The organism is Pandoraea aquatica (genome assembly GCF_902459565.1).
GTDB lineage: Bacteria > Pseudomonadota > Gammaproteobacteria > Burkholderiales > Burkholderiaceae > Pandoraea > Pandoraea aquatica.
Window position 1 is genome coordinate 600205 of sequence record NZ_CABPSN010000003.1, and the last position, 21295, is coordinate 621499.

Consider the following 21295-nt stretch of genomic DNA (forward strand, 5'->3'; position numbering starts at 1 on the left):
GAGAGGCGGAAAGGGGCCCCGGTCCGTTAGGGGGGAGGTGTTAGGGGCGGGGGGGGCTGGGGAAAATGTGGAGAGAGGGAAAGGGGGCGTTGCGGGTTATGGTTTTGGGGTGGGGAGGGGCTTGAGAGCCTTATCCGGTAAAGGAGAGAGTGATTTCGAGGGAGCTGAGTGCGTGGTGGCGAAATGTCTGCACAGTGTGGAGATTGCGGGTCGTGGGTGGCGTACGAAGGCGACTGCCGGGGTGGTGTGTAAGGCGGTCGCAGCGATATGGGATCGCTGAATTGGCTATAATTTCGCCTTAAATCGCCTAACGTCGACGAAATCTCGATTTTCGAGCCTTTGGTGCCGCCATGAGGCTGTGAGATGGTCTCAGTCCACCTTACCAATCCTTTCTGAAATAAGGATTGAGCGCCATTCTGTTGGATGCTTCGGTCAACGCTTCACTGGACGGGCGCGCAAACTGCGGTGTATCTCGTCACGGAGGGGTACAAAGCATGGCCATTACCATTGGTTCGCCGGATACGGCGGTGCATCGTGCCTGGCGCTTGCCGGGACAAGGGGCGGCTTCGACGGTCGGCACACATCGTGCGGCGTCGGGAGCAGATCGATATGCCAATGCGCTGCGGGCGCTCTCCAGTACGCCGGAGCCTGTGTCCGTCACGCAAGACGATGCAGTGAAACTGTCGCAAGGCGCGACGGCACCGCGCGCAACCTAATTTACCGAGAAATATTCATGAGTCTGCATGTTCTTCTGGTCGATGACGATCCTGTCGTTCGCGACCTATTGCGCGAATTGCTGCACGCCAATGGCATGCAGGTCTCGGTGCTTCACAACGGCGCGTCGTTGCTGCGCCGGTTGGAGCTCGAACGACCGTCCGTCATTTTGCTCGACATCATGATGCCGGAGCGCGACGGCCTGCGTGCACTGCAGGACTTGCGTGCGGCGGGCGAGGATATCCCCGTCATCATGTTGTCGGCGCGTGGCGGCCCGCTCGATCGTGCGCTCGGCCTTGAACTGGGGGCTGACGATTACCTTGCCAAGCCGTTCGATCCGCGCGAGTTGCTGGCGCGTATCCATGCGGTGCTGCGCCGTCGTGGCCCGGTTGCGGCCAGCGCGCCGGATGCGCGTGCGCCGTACCGATTCGGTCCGTTCGAACTGGATTACACGCTGCGCACCCTTCAGCGTGAGGGCGAGCGCCTCCCGCTGCGCGATACCGAATTCGCCATGCTCAAGGCGTTCACCCAGCATCCCATGCAGGTGCTGCCGCGCGTCAAACTGCACGCCATGCTGTATGGCGACGGTATCGCCTTCCGTGACCGTAGCCTCGATGTGCCCGTGTGGCGTCTGCGCCGTCTCATCGAAGCCGACCCGTCGGAACCGCGCTACATCCAGACCATCCGCGGCAAGGGTTACGTGTTCGTGCCGGGTGGCGAGCTGACCGAGGGCGCGACGTCCGAGGCCCGCGAGCGTGCTGAAGGTATGGGCGATGCAAGTGATATCGGCAACGTTGGCGACGACGGATTGTCGCTCGCGACCACCGCATCGGCAGGCAAGCGCACCGTGCGCGGCTGGCGGGAGTCCGCTGCGTGAATTTGCGTTGGTTGCTGCGCGACTCCCTGTTCGCGCGCATGGCATGGTTGGGCATTGCCGTGTTGTTGGTGATGCATCTCGTGTGGAGTGCGCTGGTGTTCTACCAGCGCCCGCGCCAGCAAGTCGACGGCTTCGCCCGAGGCTTGCTGGTGGCCATTCAAAGTGTCGATCAGCGCGCTGTCGACCCCGGCAGCCTCGCGCCGCCGCATGCCGTGCGTCGTGTTCCTGTGGCGCAAACACCGAGCTTCACCAACGAAGCTGACGACGAGCGCGCCACGCGCCTGCGTCAGGAACTGCTCTCGCGTCTGCCGCCAGACACCCAACTCCATATCGTCAACGAACGCAAACGCGGCAACATCTGGGTGCTGCTGCCGCAACGCGACGAGTGGATCGTCATCGGACTCGATCTTCCGCCGATGCCGCCGTTCGTACGCGAGACCGTCGGCATTCTTATCGGTGCCGTGCTGCTCGCACTCCTCGTGGCGTGGCAGATGCAGCGCCCCATTGCCCGGCTTGCGCATGCGGCCCGGGTGATCGCTCGCGGACGGCGTCCCGCGCTGTTGCCCGAGCAGGGGCCGCACGAACTGCGCGACCTGACCCACGCGTTCAACGAGATGGCCAAGCGACTGGCCGAAGCCGAAGACAATCAGGCCATCATGCTCGCGGGCATTGCGCACGATCTCAAGTCGCCGCTCACGCGTTTGCGCCTGCGTGCCGATCTCATCGACAGCGAGAATTCACGAGATGGATTTGTGCGCGATATCGCGTCCATCGACCACATCGTTCAGCAATTCCTCGCCTATGCCAGAGACGAAGCGGACACCAGCCCGCTGATCGGCGTCGATGCGTTCCTGAGAGAACAATTTCCGGCGGACGAAGAAACCTCGGATTCCGGCCCTGTCACCAGCCCCGCCGGGGGTGTCGCTGAAGCTGCCGAATCCGCCGATGCCACCGACGATGCCTCGCTATTCGTCAGCAACTTGCGTGCAGGGCCCGAGTTCATGCTGCCGCGCACGCTACTCGACCGCGTGATGTCGAACCTCGTCGACAACGCGCTGGAACATGGCGAGCCGACCGTGCGTCTGGCGACATGGTGCGACGGGGCGACCGGATACATCGAAGTCAGCGACTGCGGCAAGGGGATTCCGGACGATCAGGTGGCGCTCGCCATGCGCCCCTTCGTGCGACTCGATGCCTCGCGCGGTGGCGAAGGCCATTGCGGCCTCGGACTGTCGCTTGTCGTGCGGCTCGTGGAAGGGCTGGGCGGCGCGGTGCGTCTCGGCAGATCCCCCGGCGGGGGATTGCGCGTGACGCTCCAGTTGCCGATGCTCAATAAATCTCCGGCACGATGATCTCCGACGGCACCGGGTGGCGCATATAGCTCTCGCTGCGAGCGCGCTCAGGCAACACCACCTGCGAGCGCTCCACGTCGTGATACGGCACCTGGTTGAGCAAGTGATGAATGCAGTTCAGACGCGCGCGCTTCTTGTCGTCGGCCTGCACCACCCACCACGGCGCTTCCGGAATGTGCGTGCGCTCCAACATCACTTCCTTCGCGACCGTGTACTTCTCCCAGCGCGTACGGCTCTCCAAATCCATCGGGCTCAACTTCCACTGCTTGAGCGGATCCTGAATACGGGCCATAAAGCGCGCTTCCTGCTCTTCGTCCGAAATCGAGAACCAGTATTTGACGATCTGGATGCCGCTGCGCACCAGCATTTTCTCGAACTCCGGCACCGAGCGGAAAAACTCCTCGTACTCGTTCTCCGTGCAAAAGCCCATCACGTGCTCGACACCGGCGCGGTTGTACCAGCTACGGTCGAACAGCACGATCTCGCCGGCGGCCGGCAGATGCTGAACATAGCGCTGGAAATACCACTGCGTGCGTTCGCGATCGTTAGGCGCGGGCAGGGCGGCCACACGGCACACGCGAGGATTCAGACGCTGCGTGATGCGCTTGATCGCGCCGCCCTTGCCGGCGGCGTCGCGGCCTTCGAAGATCACCACGAGACGGTGACGACTGCGAATCACCCAATCCTGCAACTTCACCAGCTCGCCCTGTAAGCGGAACAGCTCGCGGAAATAATGCAGACGGTCGTCGCGCGCCTCGGCGCTCAGATCGTTCAGACCGGGCAGACGCAGATCGTCGATTTCCATCTCGATCTCTTCGTCGTAACTGTCGATCAGGTCATCTTGGAGACGACGCGCAAGCATTGCGTCGTGGTCGGCGTCGGAATCGAATTTAGTCATGGCGACGATCTCTTACGGCCAGCAAACACAAAAGGCACCCCGTACTGCCCGGGTGACGGCGGACGGACAAAATGTGCGCCCGATGATGCGTTTCAGTATGCGACGATTTTATGACACCAGCATGGCGTTGACGAATGTCGTGCGACGTAGTTCCCGCGCGCGCCCCACCCGGCGGTGCAGGCGCCGTGTTTCCTGGGATTCGCGAGCATGCCGAAATTGTCACAAAAATGAAATATGACATTGTCATGATGGCAAGTCCCACCGTGCTGCGGTGCGGTTCACGTCCTTCCCCCACGCCTCGCCAAAGATACCGCGCGCATGTTCGCCGAATTAGCTCACAACGCATATGGCTGCGACCAGGCCGGCCTGATCTACGGCTATCGTTTCACCGATGGCGCGCCGCCGCAACCGGTCGATTCGGCTGAGGCGCTCGCGTGGTTGGCGAAGGGCGAGCGGGCCGACGGCTTCCTCTGGCTGCATTTCAACTTCGCGCACGCCGCGTGCGAGAAGTGGCTCAAGCAGCAGATGCACCTGCCCGAAGAATTTTACGAAAGCCTGAGCGAAGGGTCGCGCTCCACGCGCATCGAACATTCCGACGATTGGCTGCTTGCCGTCATCAACGACGTGATTTTCGCGTTCGACATCGCGCAGTCCGAAATTTCGACGCTGCGTGTCGCGGCCAACGCTCGCCTGCTCGTGACCGGACGCGTAAAACCGCTGCGCTCCATCGACAAGCTGCGTGCGTCCGTCAAACGTGGCGACGCCTTCCGCTCGCCGCTCGCGCTGCTCGTGCATCTGCTGCGCGATCAGGCGGATGTGCTTGAGCGCATCGTGCGCGAGACGAGCCGTCGCGTGGACACCGTCGAAGATCGTCTGCTACAGCAGCGCATCGAGAGCAACCGTGCCGACCTCGGGTCATTGCGCCGGGTACTCGTGCGCTTGCAACGTCTGCTTGCACCGGAACCGGCGGCGCTCTTCCGTCTGCTGAGCCGCCCGCCGATCTGGGGCCATGCCGACGACGTCCAGGAATTCCGTCAGGCGACGGAAGAATTCGCCGTCGTCCTCAACGACCTGTCGGCGTTGCTGGAGCGTATCAAGTTGCTTCAGGAAGAAATTGCGGCCATGGTCAGCGAGCGCACCGACCGCACCATTTACACGCTGACGGTCGTGACCGTACTCGCATTGCCCATCAACATCGTGGCAGGCTTCTTCGGGATGAACGTCGGCGGCATTCCGCTCGCCGATCACCCGCATGGTTTCTGGGTGCTCGTGTTGATCGTCGCGACAGGGACTGCGGCCGCTGGCTGGTGGGCGTTCCGGCGGCGGCCGGACTGAGGTCCAGACCGCCGCTGCCCGAGAGATGGGGGACTTCGGGGACTAACTGCGCGGTTGCATCAATGCCAGAACTTCATCAACAGCGTTGCGATCACCACCATCCCGGCACCGCCGATACGCGTGGAAATCTGCGCGAACGGCATCAGTCCCATGCGATTGGACGACGACAGAATTGCCACGTCGCCCGTGCCGCCCAAACCGCTGTGACAAGCCGTGACGATGGCTGACTCGACCGGGAACATCTTCAGCCACATGCCGACGAAGAATCCCGAGACGACCATCGCGATCACCGTCGATGCGCAGATCACGAAATAGGCCGTCGAGAACGCGCCCACCAGCTTGTCCCACGACACGAACAACGTCCCGAGTCCGACCAGAATCGCGAACGTCAGGTTTGTCGACATGAACTTGTACATCTGATACGCGCCCGTCTCCATGCTTTCCGGAATCAGGCGCGAGACCTTCAGCACCGCTGCGGCAACGATCATCAGCACCGGTCCCGGAATGCCGGTCACGGGCGCGAGCAACGCGCCGAGAATGAACAGCGTGCAGGCGAGCAGCAGACCGTTTCCCATCAGCCGCAGATCCAGTGCGTGTTCCACGTTCTGCCCTTCGAGCAGCGCACGATCCTCGCCACTGCGAACGAGCATGCCGTTGCCGTTGTAATGCGGACGCTTCTCGCCGAAGCGCTTGAGCAGCCCCGCCGAAAGAATCGCCACCACGTTGCCGATGAGCGCGGCGGGGACCATCGTCGCAATCAGATGCCCCTGCGCCTCGCCCGTAATCTCCGAATAGCCGATCGACAACGGCAAAATGCCCTCGCCGATACCGCCGCCGAGAATCGGCATCACGATAAAGAAGAACGTGTGACGCGGGCTGAAGCCGAACAGCAACCCTGCGAGACATCCGGCGGCAATCGCGGCGAGCGTGCCGATCAGCAGCGGCACGAACATCTTCAGAAAGCCCTGAATCAGGATCTTCCGATTCATGCCGAGCATGCTGCCCGCGACCAGACAGGCGATGTAGAGATATTGCAGGTTGGCCGTCTTCATCGTGACGGTGATGGCCTTGAGGATCGCGTCGTCCATCAGACCATTGCCGAGCAATGCAGCGGGCACGAACAGACAAAGGATGGCCGGGCCGCCGATGTGCTTGAAGACCGGAATCGCACCGCCGATCTCGCCGAGCAACATGCCCGCAATCATCAGCACCGCGAAGCCGCCGATCATGTCGGCGGGCAGACGTCCGGTGACGGCGGCAAGACCCGTGATGACGGCGATGGCGAGAAACATCGGCAGCGGGGCGCCACCGATGGTGAATTTCGACAGCAGAGAGGGCGTGGCGAGCGGCGTCGCGCTCGCCTGAGCGGTCTGGCTTTTCATGGTGTCTCCTGAAAGGATGGAATACCTGTCCGGGTGAGGGCGCTTGCGGCACTGACTTGCGGCCGTGCGCCTCTTGTCACTCAGGCGGTACGTTGTTGTCTGGGCAGATCGATTTGCATCCAGGGAAAATCGGTGCGGTGGCGGGCTTCGAAGGCGGCGATGGCATCGCTGTCCTTCAGCGTCATGCCGATCATGTCGAGACCTTCCACAAACATGCGCTTCTGACGCGGTGGCAGATCGAATGCGAACGACTCGCCGCTCGCTGTCACCACACACTGGCGCTCGACATCGATGGTCAGTGCGTTTTGCGCGGGGTCGCTCACGGTGTCGGTCAATTTCGCGATGTCTGCCGGATCGAGCACGATCAGCAGCAGGCGGTTGTTCTGCGCGTTGAAGTAGAAGATCTCGCCGAAGCTCGGCGCGATGACCGCTTCGATCCCCGACTGCTGCAAACCCCACACCGCGTGCTCGCGGCTCGACCCGCAACCGAAGTTGGCCCCGGCCACGAGAATGCGCGCGTCGCGATAGGCGGGACGGTTCAGAACGAACGTGTCGTTGGGCGTACCGTCGGCATTCGTGCGCAGGTCGTACAGCACGCCGCGCGCGAGGCCGGACTTGTCGATGCCCAGCAGAAATTGCTTGGGCATGATCTGGTCCGTATCCAGATTGTTCAGCGGCAGCGGGGCAGCCGTGCCCGCCACGATCGTGTGCTCAGCCATGAGCGTTCTCCTTGCGAATATCGACGATGCGGCCGGCGATCGCTGCTGCGGCGGCCATGGCGGGGCTCATCAGATGCGTGCGTGCGCCGCGCCCCTGACGTCCCTCGAAATTGCGATTGGTGGTCGATGCGCATCGCTGACCGGGCTTGAGAATGTCGTCGTTCATTGCGAGGCACATCGAGCAGCCCGGCTGACGCCATTCGAAACCGGCGTCTCTCAGCACGTCGGCAATGCCTTCACGCTCCGCCTGATCGCGTACACGGCCCGACCCCGGCACGACCATCGCGCGCACACCGTCGGCCACCTTGTGACCCCGTACGATCTGCGCAATCGCGCGCAGGTCTTCGATACGTGCGTTGGTGCAGGACCCGATGAAGACATGATCGATGGGCAAACCGTCGAGCGACTGGCCGGCGTCGAGTCCCATATAGCCCAGCGCCTTCGTGGCGTTGTGTCGCTCGACCTCGTTCGCTTCGTCGTCCGATAGCGAAGGAATCCGCCCGTTGATCGCAATCGCCTGATCCGGGCTCGTGCCCCACGTCACGAAGGGCGCGACGTCGGTCGCATCGAAACGGTGGGTGACGTCGAACGCGGCATCCTCGTCCGAGCGGAGCGCGAGCCAGCGGGTCTTGGCGTCTTCCAGCGCGTCGCCGGACAGATCGCGAATGTGATCGCCGACGTATTGCAGCGTGATGGCGTCTGGCGCAATGAGTGCGCCGCGCGCGCCCGCTTCGACGGTCATGTTGCACAACGTCATGCGGGCTTCGGCCGACAGCGCTTCGATGGCCGCGCCGGTGTACTCCACGACGAAGCCGCGCGCGCCTTGTGCACCGATACGGGCAATGATGTACAGCACGAGGTCTTTTGACGTCGTGCCGCCCGCCAGCGTGCCGTCGACGTGGATGCGCATGTCGCGTGCCACGCGGTAAATGAGCGTTTGCGTCGCCAGCACGTGCTCGACTTCGGACGTGCCGATGCCGAAACCCAGCGCGCCGAGTGCCCCGTAAGTGGTCGTGTGGCTGTCGCCGCAAAGCACCACCATGCCGGGACGGATCAGCCCCAGTTCGGGGGCGACGACGTGTTCGATCCCTTGCTCCGGGTCCGTCACGTCGAACAGATGAATGCCGTGCTTCTGGCAATTGCGGGTGAAGTTTGCGGCCTGATGCGCGGCGGCATCGATCACGATGGTGCGCTTGTCGACCGGCACCGGATGCGTGGGAATGACGTGATCCACGATCCCCATCTGCTTCTCCGGACAGCGCACCGGCAGGCCCTTCTCGGCCAGTCCCGCGAATGCTTGCGGGCTCGTGTACTCGTTCATGATGTGCAGGTCGGCATAGAGCGCGACGTGCTGCGCATCGACGTCGAAGGCCGTATGGCTTCGCACGATCTTTTGGTAAAGCGTTTGTCCCATGAGGTACTCCTTGATGCGGGCGGTCGTCGTTTTGCTATGTCTCGCAACCTTGCGTGCAGTCTAATTCGTTCATAGAATCGCAAAATGCATATTCGCTTAACCTATTTTTAAGTTGAATTTAATAATGGACGCCATCGCCGATCTGGAATTCTTCGCCCGCCTGGTGACGCTGGGCAGCCTGTCGGCGCTGGCGCGCGACCTTGGCGTAACGCCCCCGGCGATCAGCGCACGGCTGAGCCAGCTGGAGCGACGGCTGGGCGTCAAGCTGCTGAACCGGACCACCCGGCGTCTTGCGATGACGCACGAGGGCGAGCTGTATCTCGGCACCGGCTCGAAGATCATCGAGCAGGTGCAGGAGCTGGAACGCATGGTGTCGAGCAGCCGCGATTTGCCGCGTGGTCTGCTGAAGGTGAATGCGACGTTCGGCTTTGGACGCCGCCACGTCGTGCCCGCATTGTCCGAATTTCGCGAGCAGTATCCCGAGGTCGAAGTGCAGCTCGATCTGACGGATCGTCCGATGAATCTGGCCGAGTTCGCGTTCGACGTCGGCATTCGCTTCGGCGAACTGCCCGACCAGCGCGTGGTGGGACGCCGCATCGCGGCGAACCGGCGGCTGGTGTGTGCGTCGCCCAAATACCTCGCGCGCCACGGCGTGCCGCAGGTGCCCGACGATCTGCGCAATCACCTATGCATCGTGCTGCGCGAGAACGATACGGCGTACGGCACGTGGCATTTCACCAAGGGAAAACGGCACGAGTTGGTGAAAGTGCACGGGGCGATGAGCAGCAACGACGGCGAAGCGACGCTGCGCTGGGCGCTCGACGGGCATGGGGTGCTCGTGAGATCGGAGTGGGACGTGCAATCCGCATTGGCATCGAATGCCCTGACGCAATTGCTGAGCGACTGGGCATTACCGGCCGCCGATATCTATGCGATCTATCCGGAGCGTCTCAATCTCTCGGCCAAGGTACGCCTCTTTGTCGAGTTTATGGAGCGCTATCTGGCGCGTGAATTGAATCGGGATGTCAGCGGCGTCGCGCACTGAATTAAAAGTATTCGCGTATATCGATTACGCAAATGGGGTGCGACGTGCTGGTGATTTGCATGCAATTCCAAGGTTTAAGTAAAAAATCCAAACGACCGTGTGAATAATTGGCGAGGGCATGCGGGCGGGCCGGCGGCGTGGCTTGCCACCATTGGGTATCGCGCCTTAGATGTTAATGAACCGGTATCGGAATCCGTCGGCAATAAGCTTTGTATAACGAACAATCCGAAGGCATGATTTCCGGTCTTCCCCTTATAATCCGCTGAATCGGACGTCGAATATCCGGGCGGTCGCGCGCAATCCTGCGAAGTCATCACGGGGTGCATGGCGTTGCGCGCGTCAATCACCGGTTTAAATGACGCGCAATGACACCGGGTTGAACCTTGGTGCTCGCGTTTCGCGCGTCGTCACAACGGCATCCGAAGTTGTCCATCAAGCCGCTTTCAGGCGAGGAGACCGACGATGAAGTGTCCCGCTGTATTGCCCATGGAAACGGAGAGGCTGGCTGCACTGGCGGAGTACGGCCTGGGCAGTGAACGCCCGCTTCCGAGTCTCGATGCCGTTGTGCATATTGCCGCGCACATGTTTGGCGTGCCGGTGGCGGCCGTCAACATGGTGGGCAACGATCACGTATTTTTCGCGGCCGCCACGGGGTTTTCCAGCACCAACACCGATGTCGACATGAGCCGCGACGCGTCTTTCTGCGCGCACGCGATCAATGGCGATGGTGTCATGGTGGTACCCGACGCCGCGGCCGACGAGCGCTTTCACGACAACCCGCTGGTCACCGGCAACGCGCAGGTGCGGTTCTATGCGGGCGTGCCGCTGATGTCGGTGGACGGTCACGCACTCGGTGCGCTATGCGTCATCGACAACAAGCCGAATCACACATTCTCCGAAGTGGATCGCGAGCGTTTGCGCGAGCTGGCGCGCATGGCGTCCGACCGTCTGGAATTGCGTCGTGTGGAGCTGTTCGTCGAGCGCGAACGGCGCACCTTTGCCGAGCCGGAGCGCTATTCGCCCACGGCGATGATTCGCTTCGACGCGTTCGGCGAGATCCTCGACTGGAACCATGCAGCAGTGACGATGTTCGGCCACACGATGGCCGATGGTCCGGGGCGCTCGCTGGAGACGTTGCTCGCCGGGCGCAGCCGCTCGGCGCTGCGCGATCAGATCACGCAGGCGGTGAGCGCCGGCTCGGTCGACGGCATGACCATGCCCTCCGAGGTCTATGGCTTGCGTCGGGACGGTCGTGAGTTTCCGATGAGTCTCTCGCTGTTCTGCTGGGTCGAGAACGACGTGCAGACATTCAACGCGCATGTGCATGACCTCAGCACGTTGCGCGAGGGCGGTGAAGTGTTGCGACGGCTCGCGAGTACCGATGTGCTGACGGGCATCGCGAATCGCGCGAGCTTCTATCGCGACGCAGAAGTGGCGTCGGTCTGCCTGCGCGGTGCGGCCGTCGCGATATTCGATCTCGATGGTTTCAAGGACATCAACGATACGCTGGGCCATGCGGTCGGCGACGGCATTCTGTGCGAAGTGGCGCGACGTTTGACGCGTCTCGTGCGCACGGTCGATACGGTTGCGCGCATCGGTGCGGACGAGTTTGCGCTGCTGCTGTGGGGCGTGACGGACGCCGTGGAGGCGCGTCGTCGCGCCGATGCGGCGCTGTTGGCAATTGCGGAACCGATGGTGATCGGCGGGTTCGACGTGCGCGTGAGCGCTTGCTGTGGCATTGCTGTCGTCCCACAGCAGGCGGAAGAAGCGCTGAGTCTGATCAGCAACGCCGACCTGGCGTTGTCGCGGGCGAAACAGCATGGGGCCGGGCAGACGTTCGTCTTCATCGACGCACTGCGCATCGAAGCGGCGGCGCGTCGTGTGTACAACATCGAGTTGCACCGTGCGGTCAACGACGGCGAGTTCGTGCTCTTCTATCAACCGCAGGTCGATTTCACCGACGGCTCGCTCACCGGGGCCGAGGCGCTGATTCGCTGGCGGCATCCACAACGCGGGTTGCTGTCGCCCGCTGCGTTTCTGCCGGCGCTCGAACGCGGGCCGCTGGCAGCGTCGGTGGGCGCGTGGGTGCTTGACGAGGCGTGCGCGCAGGCAGCGTACTGGCGACGCAACGGCGCGCCGGGTTTCCGGATGGGCGTCAATCTGTTCGGGCTGCAATTTCGCATCGGCAGTATCTTCGACGAGGTGGTCGCGGTGCTCAACCGGCACGGGCTACCGCCGCAGGCGCTGGAACTGGAAGTGACGGAGAGCATCGTGCTGGATGACGACGTCGTGCTCGAAGCGTTGCAGCGTTTGCATGCGTACGGTGTGAGTATTGCCTTCGACGACTTCGGCACAGGCTATGCGTCGATCAGCATGCTGCGACGCTATCCGTTGAGTCGCATCAAGATCGACCGGTCGTTCGTGCAGGGGATGATGGAGTCGGAGCGCGATGCGTCTGTGGTGCGTGCGCTGGTGGACATGACACGCAGCTTCGACTTGCGCACGATTGCCGAGGGTGTGGAGACGGAGCAGCAACGCGACAACCTGCGTCGACTCGGTTGCGACGAGGGGCAGGGATACCTGTTTGGGGTGCCGATGCCCGCGGTCGAATTCGGAGAGATGTTCGACGTGGGGCGTCAGTTGAATCAGGCCTGAGTGATGGGCTGAATGCTGAGCTGAGTGCTGCGTCCGGATGTCGCTTGTAGCGATGCAACGATGCGCTGCTTACCCTGACGGGGGTAGCGGCGCATACATTTCACATTGCTTGTGTAACTTCCTTACTTCGCTTCTTTCGGCGGCTGAATCATCTTCCATCCGTTGCCCGCCGGGTCCCGGAACCCAGCATCGACGCTGCCGTAGCGATCCACCGGTTCCTGCGTGAATTCCACGCCCTTCGCTTTCAGACGGTCGTAGTGCGCGCGGCAGTCGGCCACGTAGAGCACGAGCGGCGGCATGGCACCTTTGGCGACCATGGCACGCAGCGTCTGCGCGGTGGCGTCGTCGTGAATCGGGGCGCCGGGCGCGAACAGGCCGAGCTGGAACGCGGGTTGATCGGGATGCTGTACCGTCAGCCAACGGTACGGGCCGTTGCGTACATCCGTGTGCACGCGAAAACCGAGCTTGTCGACATAGAACGCGAGTGCTTCGTCCTGATCGTCGACATACAGCCCCACCACGCCAATTCCTTCGTTCATAAGACCTCCTCGTTGGTTGATGGAGGGACTTTACCGTCGGTCATCCGACGGCGCTTCTCCAAAACTGCGATGTTGAGATCGGGCCGCTGGGCCGCCTTCAGGATGCAGCCAGGTACCTGATCGAGTGGCGCGCCGTTGGCCCGTGCCTGTTCGCGAAGTTCGCCGGGACTCTGTCCGGTGATGTCGCGAAAGATCCGTCCGAAGGTGCCGATGCTCTCCCAGCCGGTTGCGAAGGCGATTTCCGTGATGCTGAAGTCGGTGTCGCGCAGGAGCGTACTGGCTTGTTCGATGCGCCGGGTCAGCAGGTAGCGATGCGGCGGGAGTCCGAAGGCTTGCTTGAACGAACGGGAGAAGTGCGCCTCGGACGTGCCGCTGACCTCCGCCAGCCGCTTGACCGGCCACGCCTCGTGCGAGGCGGCGTCCATGCGGTCTTTGGCGCGCAACAGGCGGCGAAGCAATGCGGGCGACTGAGTCGGGACGGTCGAAGGCGGAGCTGCGGGCGAGGAGAGGGCGGCAGTGGCGCGGCTACGTGCTTTAGTGGGCATGAGGGCTAACGGCGCAGGACGGTCCGGGTAGTTTAGGCCCAACGTGTGGGGCATCGCGCACATTGCAATGAAACGAATTTGCGTATGATCGTAAAATCGTACGTTGTAGCATTAATGATCGATTTTACGATCATACGGCACATTGATTTTTCTATAATTGCTCGTAAAATCAATCATTGAGCCTGTAACGAGTGATTTTACGAACATGAAAACCTCTCAAAGCAGCTCGCTTACGGTCGCGCAACTTGCCGAAGCAGCGAAACTTGGCCAGTTGCTTGCTCGCCTGCGCACCGCTCGTCGGGTCAAGCAGGTCGATGCGGCGATCCGTGCGGGCTTATCTCGCAACACCGTATATCGAATGGAACACGGCGATCCGGGGATCGCCTTTGGTCAAATTCTGCGTTACCTCGACGCCATCGCGCCAGGCACAACGCTCGTCGATCTGTATGCTGAATCGGATCCCGCACTCGCAATGCTGCGAGTACGGGAGCAGACGAAGCGCGTGCGCGATTTGTCGTCTTCGGAACTCGATGCCCTCGACTTCTGACGCCTGAGCAAAACCGCTAACGTCTTCAGCAACTTATCTCGAACGAAGGGGCGTGACGCATGGCAGAGGTGACCACACGGTTGATTGTTTTTTCGCATTTGGCGCAAGGGTGGGCACCGTGCGGTCAACTGGATCTGACCGAGTCCGGCGCAACATTGATGGCCTCGGCGTTTGCGTATGGTCTGAAATATCTCAAACGAAGAGATGCAGTTGAGATAGACCCGGTCAGTCTCGGCACGCGTGATCGCGACTTTGTCACCGGCAAGCGACTGTTTCCCGTGAATCGCCTGACGGCGTTCGGCGGTGTACGAGATGCCGCTCCTGACGCATGGGGCCGGAGGGTCATCGAGTCCAAACTCAAAGCCCCTGCGAACAGTCTCGCCGAGTCGGTGTATCTGCTGCACGCTGGCAGCGAGCGCGTTGGCGCATTGGATGTGCGTCGCTCGCTGAATGATTCGCCCACTGCTGGTGTGACGGGCGTGCAATCGCTGTCACATCTTATCGAGGCGGCCGAGCGAATCGAAGCGGGCGTGCCGGTGCCCGCATATCTCGATGCCATTTTTGCTGACGGCTCGGCATTAGGCGGTGCACGACCGAAGGCATCGGTTCGAGACGAAGACGGGGCGCTCTGGCTGGCGAAATTTCCTAGTCGCGGCGATGCCGTCAACGTGCCGGCGCTTGAATGCGCAACGCTTCGGCTCGGCGCACACGTCGGTCTGTCCGTTCCGGACGTCCACACACGCGATATCGGCGACCGGCAGGTCATGATGATTCGCCGTTTTGACCGCTTCTGGACGAGCACCGACAATGACTTCATCTCGGCGTCACCCGGTGCGGGGCGGATCGAACAACGTATGCCGTTTGTCAGCGGACTTACATTGTTGGCGTGCGACGAGATGGAGTCACGTGTGAAGTCTTATCCGGAAATCGCTGATGCCATTCGTCGCTACTGTCACCCGAGCGTTGTCCGTCAGAACAACACGGAGTTGTTCCAGCGCATGATCTTCAACATCTTCGTGAGTAACGACGACGACCATCTGCGTAATCACGGATTCGTATGGGATGCGCAGATCGGCGGTTGGCGATTAAGCCCGCTGTATGACGTCATGCCACGAGCCAGCATGGCGGACGAGCGACTCTTGCATCTCGGCGTCGGTCCTCAGGGGTGTCTTGCGACGCTCGACAATGCGCTGGAGTCTCACGAGCGCTTTACGTTATCGCGTCGCGATGCCTGTCGATTGATCGATCGAGTTTGGCGAGACGTTCGGGAGTGGAGAGTCCACTTCGAAGCCTTCGGTGTCGGTGCAGAAGACATCGACCGTATTGCGCCCGCATTTCGACATATCGATGCCATTTCCAGCGTGGCTTTGCGCAAAGCGCTGGCCTGACGGGTCGATCCCTTCAATCTACCTCTTCAATCCCGGCACCCGATCCACCGCCTCCAGCACCGCCTCGGGCGTAATCGACGTCGTGCATTCGAAGGCGCGGGCGGTGCCTTTGTGGCGCGGGCAGAAGTGGAAGTCGTCGTGGTTGTAGCGGATGGCGGGGTCGTGCCAGCAGCCGGTGCATACGTCGGGGTTGATTACGCGGTACGGGGTCGAGAACTCGTTGTGCGGCAAGGTGAAGCCGGAGATGAGCACCGTTGGCGTGTTCATCGTCCACGCCAGCCACGACAGGCCGCTCGACAAGCCGACGAAGGCGCTCGCGTGCATCAGCCAGCGCGCCCGTTCGGTCAGCGGCAGGTCGCCTGTCGCATCGATGGCCCCCTCGGGGATCGACTGCCAGAAATCGTTCTTGCCGTAGCGCGGCTTCTGATCGATGCACACGACCTGAAAGCCACGCTCACGCAAGCCCGCGACGACGGCGTCCCAGCCCCCCGGCCGATTCCAGTACTTGCACTGTGCCGTGCTTTGCACGGCGATACACACATAGGGCTCGGCCATCGGACGTGACACGTCCGGCAATGCTGTCGTCGCCCGTGCTTCCGCCTCGCCGACGCCGAGAATATGCGCCGCCGTGCGGTGCAAACCCGTCTCGCGGAAGTCGCGCGGCTGCTGCGTGAATTCCTTGTCGTCGAAGAACAGGCCGATGTTGTAGGTCGCGTAGTACTTGCGTCGCTCTACCTTCTCCTGCGCGACGAATTCGACGTCGGGATGCGCGTCGCGGAACAGCGCGGCCACGGCTGGCGTGACCACGCACGCCAGTCGGCAGCCGTGCACGTCCTTGAAACGCAGGGCATACGGAATCCATCCCAACACGTCGCCCAGGGCCGCCAACGGAATCTGGATCAGTACGTCCTGATCGCGGAGGTCGAAGCGATGCTCGAAGACCACCACGTCGTTTAGCCAGATCGTGATGCCGTACGGCACGTAGTACTTCGCCGGACTGCGCACCACGCCCGACGACAGCGAGACTTCCGTGAGCGTGCTGTCGTCGCGCAAATCGCTGATGCGCACGCGCCACGGCATCGGCTGACCGAAGTCGGGGATGACCACGCGCGCACCGTCGTTGAAGTCGAAGCGCAACCCGGCTGGGCCGACCTGTGTGGGTAGTAGCGCCGGGGCCAGAAAGATCTGGTGCGGGGACGCGCCAAACGGGGTGACGGGCGGCGTGACGGGCGGTGTGATCGACGGTGCCGCAGGCGGCGCGTCGGGCGGCGTACCGACCGATGCATGGTCGGTCGGCGTCGCGGTGTTCGGAGCGGAGAGGGGGACGGCGTCGTTCATGGGCCACACGATACGACGGACACAAATCGGGCAATCGTGCGGGAAACGAGCCGAAAAGGCTTCATTTCGCGAAATTCGCAGGTTTTGGCAATGGTTTGGCGACCCAGGGCCTTTCAACGCCTTTCCGGTGCAATGACGATGGGGAAATCGAGGAAGGTCAGGCACGGCGCGGGCGCGCAATGCCTCGGACGCTCAGGACGTCCCCGCCATCAACTGATACTGCGCGCGAAGTGCCTGCGTAAAGAGCCGGTGTGTCTCGCGCGGGTTCTCGCTGCGGGTGAACATGGCCACGGGCGGCAGCGTCCACGTGAGCGACCACGGCACGATGGCCACGCCCGCGATGCGCACCAGTTCCTCGGCGATGTCGGCCGGCAGCAGCGACACGGCGCGTTCGCTGCTGGCCAGCAGCTCGCCCGTCAACCGGGACGAAAAGCTCTCCACCACGGGCACCGGCGGCACCACCCCGGCATGCAGGAACAGGTCGGAGAGCTGGTCGCGCATCGGCGTATTCGGCGCGCCCATCACCCAGTCGAGTTCCGCCAACTGCGCCCATACCGGGGCGCTGCGCCCCAACCGGGCCGCCAGACGACGGCTCGCCACCACGCGCGGGGCCTGATGGTGCAGAACTTCGAACTGCACCTGCGTGACGTCGACATTCGCCGCCGCGCGGGCGATCACCACGTCCAGCGTGTGGTCGCGCAATTGCGCCATCAGCGATTCGCTCGTGCCTTCATGCAGGGTGACGGTCAGGCGTTGGGGAATCTGCGCCAGCGTCTGCTGGATGGCGGCAGAGAGGGTCTTGCCGGAAATGTACGGGATCACGCCGACCTGAAGGCGGGCCGCATGCCCGGCCATCACGGCTTCGATGTCGCGGGTCAGGTGGTCGAGATCGTGGACCATCGCCTGCGCGCGGGCCAGCACGACGTCGCCAAGCGGTGTCGGCGTCATGCCGCGCGGGGTGCGGTCGAAGAGCGGGCCGCCCAGCATGCTTTCCAGCTCGGCCAGCGCGCTGGTCACGGCGGGCTGGCTCGTCGCCATATGCTCGGCCACGCGCGTGAGCGAGCCGTGCTGCTGAATCTGCAACAACAGCACGAGATGACGCATCTTGAGCCGGGTCGTCAGCCGCCGGACCACTTCCCCCGTATCGAAAGGCACCGCCACCATCTGTCCTGAATCCTCTGAAACCCCCGATGTTCGGGGCTTATATGGAAAATATGATGCCCCCATAGTAATTCAGAATCGCCCCCCGCTGGCGGCTCCCTAGAATGGCCTCACCTCTATGCGTCACGGGCGACAACTGTCACCAGAACGGTTCGCCGCGCAAAACAGAGCGAGACACAAGTTCAGAGAACCTACGAGGACGACATTGCCATGAGCAACAGCAACGATCACCAGGCCGCCCTGGAGTATCACCAGTTCCCGACCCCGGGCAAGATCTCCGTGACGGCCAGCAAGCCGCTCGTCACCCAGCGCGATCTGGCGCTCGCCTACACCCCGGGCGTCGCGATCCCGTGTCAGGAAATCGCGGCTGACCCGTCGGCATCGTTCAAGTACACCGGCCGTGGCAACCTCGTGGGCGTGATCACCAACGGCTCCGCCGTGCTCGGTCTGGGCAACATCGGTGCGCTCGCCTCCAAGCCGGTCATGGAAGGCAAGGCCGTCCTCTTCAAGAAATTCGCCGGTATCGACGTGTTCGATATCGAAGTGACCGAGAGCGACCCCGACAAGCTGGTCGACATCATCGCCAGCCTCGAAGCCACGTTCGGCGGCATCAACCTCGAAGACATCAAGGCACCGGAGTGCTTCACCGTTGAGCGCAAGCTGCGCGAACGCATGAAGATCCCGGTCTTCCACGACGACCAGCACGGCACCGCCATCACCGTGAGCGCCGCGTTCATCAACGGCCTGAAGGTCGTGGGCAAGGACATTCGCGAAGTGAAGGTCGTGACCTCGGGCGCGGGCGCGGCGGCGCTCGCCTGTCTGGACCTCATGATCGACCTCGGCCTGCCCCTCGAGAACATCTGGGCGACGGATATCGACGGCGTGGTGTTCGAAGGCCGCACGGTCGGCATGGACCCGGACAAGGCGCGTTTCGCCCAGAAGACCGACAAGCGTACGCTCGCCGAAGTGATCGACGGTGCCGACGTGTTCCTCGGCCTGTCCGCCGGTGGCGTGCTCAAGCCGGAAATGCTCAAGAACATGGCTGCGCGTCCGCTGATTCTGGCGCTGGCCAACCCGACCCCGGAAATCTTCCCGGAAGACGCGCGCGCTGCCCGTGAAGACGTGGTGCTCGCGACCGGCCGTTCGGACTTCCCGAACCAGGTCAACAACGTGCTGTGCTTCCCGTACATCTTCCGTGGTGCGCTCGACGTCGGTGCGACCACCATCACGCGCAACATGGAAATCGCCGCTGTGCACGCGATTGCCGGTCTCGCGCAGGAAGAGCTGAACGACTCCGTCGCCAACGCCTACGGCGCTTACGATCTGTCGTTCGGGCCGGAATATCTGATTCCGAAGCCGTTCGACTCGCGTCTGATCGTGCGTATTGCTCCGGCAGTCGCGCGTGCGGCAATGGAAGACGGCGTGGCCACGCGTCCGATCACCGACTTCGACGCCTACGCCGACCAGTTGCAGCAGTTCGTGTACCACTCGGGCGCGTTCATGAAGCCGATCTTCTCGGCGGCGAAGCAACTCGTGCGTGACGGCGGCAAGGCGCGCATCGTGTTCGCCGAAGGGGAAGAAGAGCGCGTGCTGCGCGCCGTGCAGGTGATCGTCGACGAGAAGCTGGCGCGTCCGATTCTGGTCGGTCGTCCGGAAGTGCTGCTCGCCCGCATCGAGAAGTTCGGTCTGCGTCTGCGTCTGGGCGAAGACGTCGAAGTCACCAACCCGTACTACGACGAACGCTTCCACCAGTACTGGACCAGCTACTGGGAACTGCGTTGCCGCGATGGCATCACCAAGGAAATGGCGCGCGTCGAGATGCGTCGCCGTCTCACGCTGATCGGCGCGATGATGGTGCGTCTGGGCGATGCCGACGGCATGATCTGCGGCACCGTGGGGGCCTATCACGACCACCTGCGCTTCGTCGATGAAGTCATCGGCAAGCAGCCGGGCGCGAACACCTACGCTGCGATGAACATCCTGCTGCTCGACAAGCGCACTGTGGCACTGGTCGACACGCACGTGAACGACGATCCGACGGCTGAGCAGATTACGGAGTTCACGCTGGCGGCTGCAAAGCAGATGACGCGTCTGAACCTCAACCCGAAGGTTGCGCTGCTCTCGCGCTCGAACTTCGGCTCGGGCAGTGCGGCGTCGGGCACGAAGATGCGCCGTGTGCTGGAGATGGTGACGGCGCAAGCGCCGGATCTGGAGATCGATGGCGAAATGCACGGCGACTGCGCACTCGACGAAGGCCTGCGCAGCCGTATCCTGCCGCAGTCGAAGTTGAAGGGCGCCGCCAACCTGCTGGTGTGCCCGAACGTCGACTCCGGCAACATCGCCTACAACCTGCTGAAGACGGGCGCGGGCAGCAACGTCGCCGTTGGCCCGTTCCTGCTGGGCGTGGGCGCACCGGTCAACGTGCTGACCTCCAGCTCGACCGTGCGACGCATCATCAACATGACGGCCCTGACCGTCATCCAGGCCAATCGCGACTGAAGTCCACCCGGCGTCGATGCTCCGGAAGCGCTTCCGGAATGCGACGCCGGTCGCGATGCGCCAGACGGCTTAGCCGTCGAGTGAATCTTGCAAGCCCCGGCGGGGTCGGCAACCGTATCGATAGGATGCGCTGCCAGCCTCGCCGGGGCTTTGCTTTTGCGTCGTTCGGATCGCTGGCTTCCGGCCGCAAGGGCTTACCCAGCAACGTCGTGCAAAGCCATTCGAGCGCGGTGCACATCACGAAGTAGATCAACGCGACGAACGCGAACACTTCCGCCGGATACACCATCAACCGGCTGTTCACCTGTGTGGCGACGAACGACAACTCCGCTACGCCGACGATGTACGCGAGCGAAGTGTCCTTCACCAGCGAAATCCACTGATTGACGAACGATGGCGTCATGATGCGCAGCGCCTGTGGCAGCACCACGTGGCGCAACGTCTGCACGCGTGTGAGGCCGAGCGACATACCGGCCTGCCACTGCGCCGTGCCCACGCCGCGAATCCCCGCGTAGACCGTGTGCGAGAGATACGCCCCGCCGATCAGCGCGAGCGCGCACGCTACCGTGGCGAGTCCCGGCACGTCGACACCGAACAGGATCGGCAGCAGAAAGTACGTCCAGAAGATCAGCATCAGCACGGGAATCGCGCGAAAGAAGCCGATCACGAACGTCAGCACCCAGCGCGCCGGGCCGCCGAGCATGGCGAGGGCGATGCCGCCCGCCAGACCCAGCACACCGGACGCGACCGCGCTCACCGTGGCGAGCACCAGCGTGAGCGCGGCACCGGAGAGCGGACCGTCGGGGAAGTCGCCCCACAGTAGGTAGGGCAGGTTGTCGAAGACGGCGGAGAAATTCATGGGGGACGTCCGGGGAGGTCGCTGGCGT

At 62.8% G+C, this 21295-nt stretch carries 16 protein-coding genes and 2 pseudogenes; 9 read left to right on the plus strand and 9 right to left on the minus strand.

The window, feature by feature from the left end; genetic code table 11:
- The first annotated feature begins 494 nt into the window (after positions 1-494).
- The 3 genes and pseudogenes from PAQ31011_RS13530 (at position 495) to PAQ31011_RS13540 (ending at position 2943) form a co-directional block, all read left to right on the plus strand.
- Complete coding sequence (locus PAQ31011_RS13530; protein ID WP_150576277.1) at positions 495-716, plus strand: hypothetical protein; 222 nt, start codon at positions 495-497, stop codon at positions 714-716.
- 17 nt (positions 717-733) lie between these two features.
- Positions 734-1462: pseudogene (locus PAQ31011_RS13535) on the plus strand (response regulator); the annotation flags it as partial.
- Between the two features lie 125 nt (positions 1463-1587).
- Positions 1588-2943, plus strand: coding sequence for an ATP-binding protein (locus tag PAQ31011_RS13540; protein ID WP_150576279.1), 1356 nt, complete (start codon positions 1588-1590; stop codon positions 2941-2943).
- Here the strand turns inward: PAQ31011_RS13540 and ppk2 are convergent.
- Positions 2921-3841 (minus strand): polyphosphate kinase 2, encoded by a 921-nt coding sequence (ppk2, locus tag PAQ31011_RS13545; RefSeq protein WP_150576280.1) that lies wholly within the window; start codon positions 3839-3841, stop codon positions 2921-2923. The genes PAQ31011_RS13540 and ppk2 overlap by 23 nt on opposite strands.
- A gap of 318 nt (positions 3842-4159) precedes the next feature.
- Between ppk2 and PAQ31011_RS13550 the strand changes: the two genes are divergently transcribed.
- Positions 4160-5176 (plus strand): transporter, encoded by a 1017-nt coding sequence (locus PAQ31011_RS13550; RefSeq protein WP_150576281.1) that lies wholly within the window; start codon positions 4160-4162, stop codon positions 5174-5176.
- A gap of 59 nt (positions 5177-5235) precedes the next feature.
- Here the strand turns inward: PAQ31011_RS13550 and PAQ31011_RS13555 are convergent, their stop codons facing one another.
- The 3 genes from PAQ31011_RS13555 to leuC form a co-directional block, all read right to left on the minus strand.
- Complete coding sequence (locus PAQ31011_RS13555; RefSeq protein WP_150576282.1) at positions 5236-6558, minus strand: 2-hydroxycarboxylate transporter family protein; 1323 nt, start codon at positions 6556-6558, stop codon at positions 5236-5238.
- Positions 6559-6638: 80 nt separating this feature from the next.
- Complete coding sequence (gene leuD, locus PAQ31011_RS13560) at positions 6639-7277, minus strand: 3-isopropylmalate dehydratase small subunit (RefSeq protein ID WP_150576283.1); 639 nt, start codon at positions 7275-7277, stop codon at positions 6639-6641.
- Positions 7270-8691 (minus strand): 3-isopropylmalate dehydratase large subunit, encoded by a 1422-nt coding sequence (gene leuC, locus PAQ31011_RS13565; RefSeq protein ID WP_150576284.1) that lies wholly within the window; start codon positions 8689-8691, stop codon positions 7270-7272. The genes leuD and leuC overlap by 8 nt, the downstream gene beginning before the upstream one ends.
- Before the next feature lie 124 nt (positions 8692-8815).
- On the opposite strand from leuC, the gene PAQ31011_RS13570 reads away from it, so the two are divergent.
- Together PAQ31011_RS13570 and PAQ31011_RS13575 are read left to right on the plus strand one after the other, a co-directional pair.
- On the plus strand, positions 8816-9736 hold the full coding sequence (locus tag PAQ31011_RS13570; RefSeq protein ID WP_150576285.1) for a LysR family transcriptional regulator: 921 nt from the start codon (positions 8816-8818) through the stop codon (positions 9734-9736).
- Between the two features lie 462 nt (positions 9737-10198).
- The gene (locus PAQ31011_RS13575; RefSeq protein ID WP_150576286.1) at positions 10199-12391 is read left to right on the plus strand and encodes a putative bifunctional diguanylate cyclase/phosphodiesterase; all 2193 of its coding nucleotides are present in this window, start codon (positions 10199-10201) and stop codon (positions 12389-12391) included.
- A 122-nt stretch (positions 12392-12513) separates the two neighbouring features.
- Here PAQ31011_RS13575 and PAQ31011_RS13580 read toward each other — a convergent pair whose 3' ends face one another.
- Together PAQ31011_RS13580 and PAQ31011_RS13585 are read right to left on the minus strand one after the other, a co-directional pair.
- Positions 12514-12930, minus strand: coding sequence for a VOC family protein (locus PAQ31011_RS13580; protein ID WP_150576287.1), 417 nt, complete (start codon positions 12928-12930; stop codon positions 12514-12516).
- Positions 12927-13475, minus strand: a complete 549-nt coding sequence (locus tag PAQ31011_RS13585) for a helix-turn-helix domain-containing protein (protein WP_150576288.1) — start codon at positions 13473-13475, stop codon at positions 12927-12929. Before PAQ31011_RS13585 ends, PAQ31011_RS13580 begins: the two co-directional genes overlap by 4 nt.
- A 157-nt stretch (positions 13476-13632) precedes the next feature.
- On the opposite strand from PAQ31011_RS13585, the gene PAQ31011_RS13590 reads away from it, so the two are divergent.
- A complete protein-coding gene (locus PAQ31011_RS13590) occupies positions 13633-14022 on the plus strand; it encodes a helix-turn-helix domain-containing protein (RefSeq protein WP_246179547.1) in 390 nt (129 codons plus the stop codon).
- Positions 14023-14300: 278 nt separating this feature from the next.
- Positions 14301-15410, plus strand: coding sequence for a type II toxin-antitoxin system HipA family toxin (locus PAQ31011_RS13595; protein WP_246179548.1), 1110 nt, complete (start codon positions 14301-14303; stop codon positions 15408-15410).
- An 18-nt stretch (positions 15411-15428) separates the two neighbouring features.
- Here PAQ31011_RS13595 and PAQ31011_RS13600 read toward each other — a convergent pair whose 3' ends face one another.
- Positions 15429-16748, minus strand: coding sequence for an autotransporter strand-loop-strand O-heptosyltransferase (locus PAQ31011_RS13600; protein ID WP_150576290.1), 1320 nt, complete (start codon positions 16746-16748; stop codon positions 15429-15431).
- A 192-nt stretch (positions 16749-16940) separates the two neighbouring features.
- Entirely contained in the window at positions 16941-17903 is a 963-nt protein-coding gene (locus PAQ31011_RS13605) for a LysR family transcriptional regulator (protein ID WP_150576475.1), read from the minus strand.
- 216 nt (positions 17904-18119) lie between these two features.
- Here PAQ31011_RS13605 and PAQ31011_RS13610 point away from each other — a divergent pair, with 216 nt between their 5' ends.
- On the plus strand, positions 18120-20408 hold the full coding sequence (locus PAQ31011_RS13610; protein WP_150576291.1) for an NADP-dependent malic enzyme: 2289 nt from the start codon (positions 18120-18122) through the stop codon (positions 20406-20408).
- A 222-nt stretch (positions 20409-20630) separates the two neighbouring features.
- Here PAQ31011_RS13610 and PAQ31011_RS13615 read toward each other — a convergent pair.
- Positions 20631-21267: pseudogene (locus PAQ31011_RS13615) on the minus strand (amino acid ABC transporter permease); the annotation flags it as partial.
- Between the last annotated feature and the right edge of the window lie 28 nt (positions 21268-21295).

Excerpts from the sequence above, each read along its gene's own strand:
- PAQ31011_RS13530 (WP_150576277.1), top strand. The coding sequence starts at position 495 with ATGGCCATTACCATTGGTTCGCCGGATACGGCGGTGCATCGTGCCTGG.
- ppk2 (WP_150576280.1), bottom strand. The coding sequence starts at position 3,841 with ATGACTAAATTCGATTCCGACGCCGACCACGACGCAATGCTTGCGCGT.
- PAQ31011_RS13550 (WP_150576281.1), top strand. The coding sequence starts at position 4,160 with ATGTTCGCCGAATTAGCTCACAACGCATATGGCTGCGACCAGGCCGGC.
- PAQ31011_RS13555 (WP_150576282.1), bottom strand. The coding sequence starts at position 6,558 with ATGAAAAGCCAGACCGCTCAGGCGAGCGCGACGCCGCTCGCCACGCCC.
- leuD (WP_150576283.1), bottom strand. The coding sequence starts at position 7,277 with ATGGCTGAGCACACGATCGTGGCGGGCACGGCTGCCCCGCTGCCGCTG.
- leuC (WP_150576284.1), bottom strand. The coding sequence starts at position 8,691 with ATGGGACAAACGCTTTACCAAAAGATCGTGCGAAGCCATACGGCCTTC.
- PAQ31011_RS13570 (WP_150576285.1), top strand. The coding sequence starts at position 8,816 with ATGGACGCCATCGCCGATCTGGAATTCTTCGCCCGCCTGGTGACGCTG.
- PAQ31011_RS13575 (WP_150576286.1), top strand. The coding sequence starts at position 10,199 with ATGAAGTGTCCCGCTGTATTGCCCATGGAAACGGAGAGGCTGGCTGCA.
- PAQ31011_RS13580 (WP_150576287.1), bottom strand. The coding sequence starts at position 12,930 with ATGAACGAAGGAATTGGCGTGGTGGGGCTGTATGTCGACGATCAGGAC.
- PAQ31011_RS13585 (WP_150576288.1), bottom strand. The coding sequence starts at position 13,475 with ATGCCCACTAAAGCACGTAGCCGCGCCACTGCCGCCCTCTCCTCGCCC.
- PAQ31011_RS13600 (WP_150576290.1), bottom strand. The coding sequence starts at position 16,748 with ATGAACGACGCCGTCCCCCTCTCCGCTCCGAACACCGCGACGCCGACC.
- PAQ31011_RS13610 (WP_150576291.1), top strand. The coding sequence starts at position 18,120 with ATGAGCAACAGCAACGATCACCAGGCCGCCCTGGAGTATCACCAGTTC.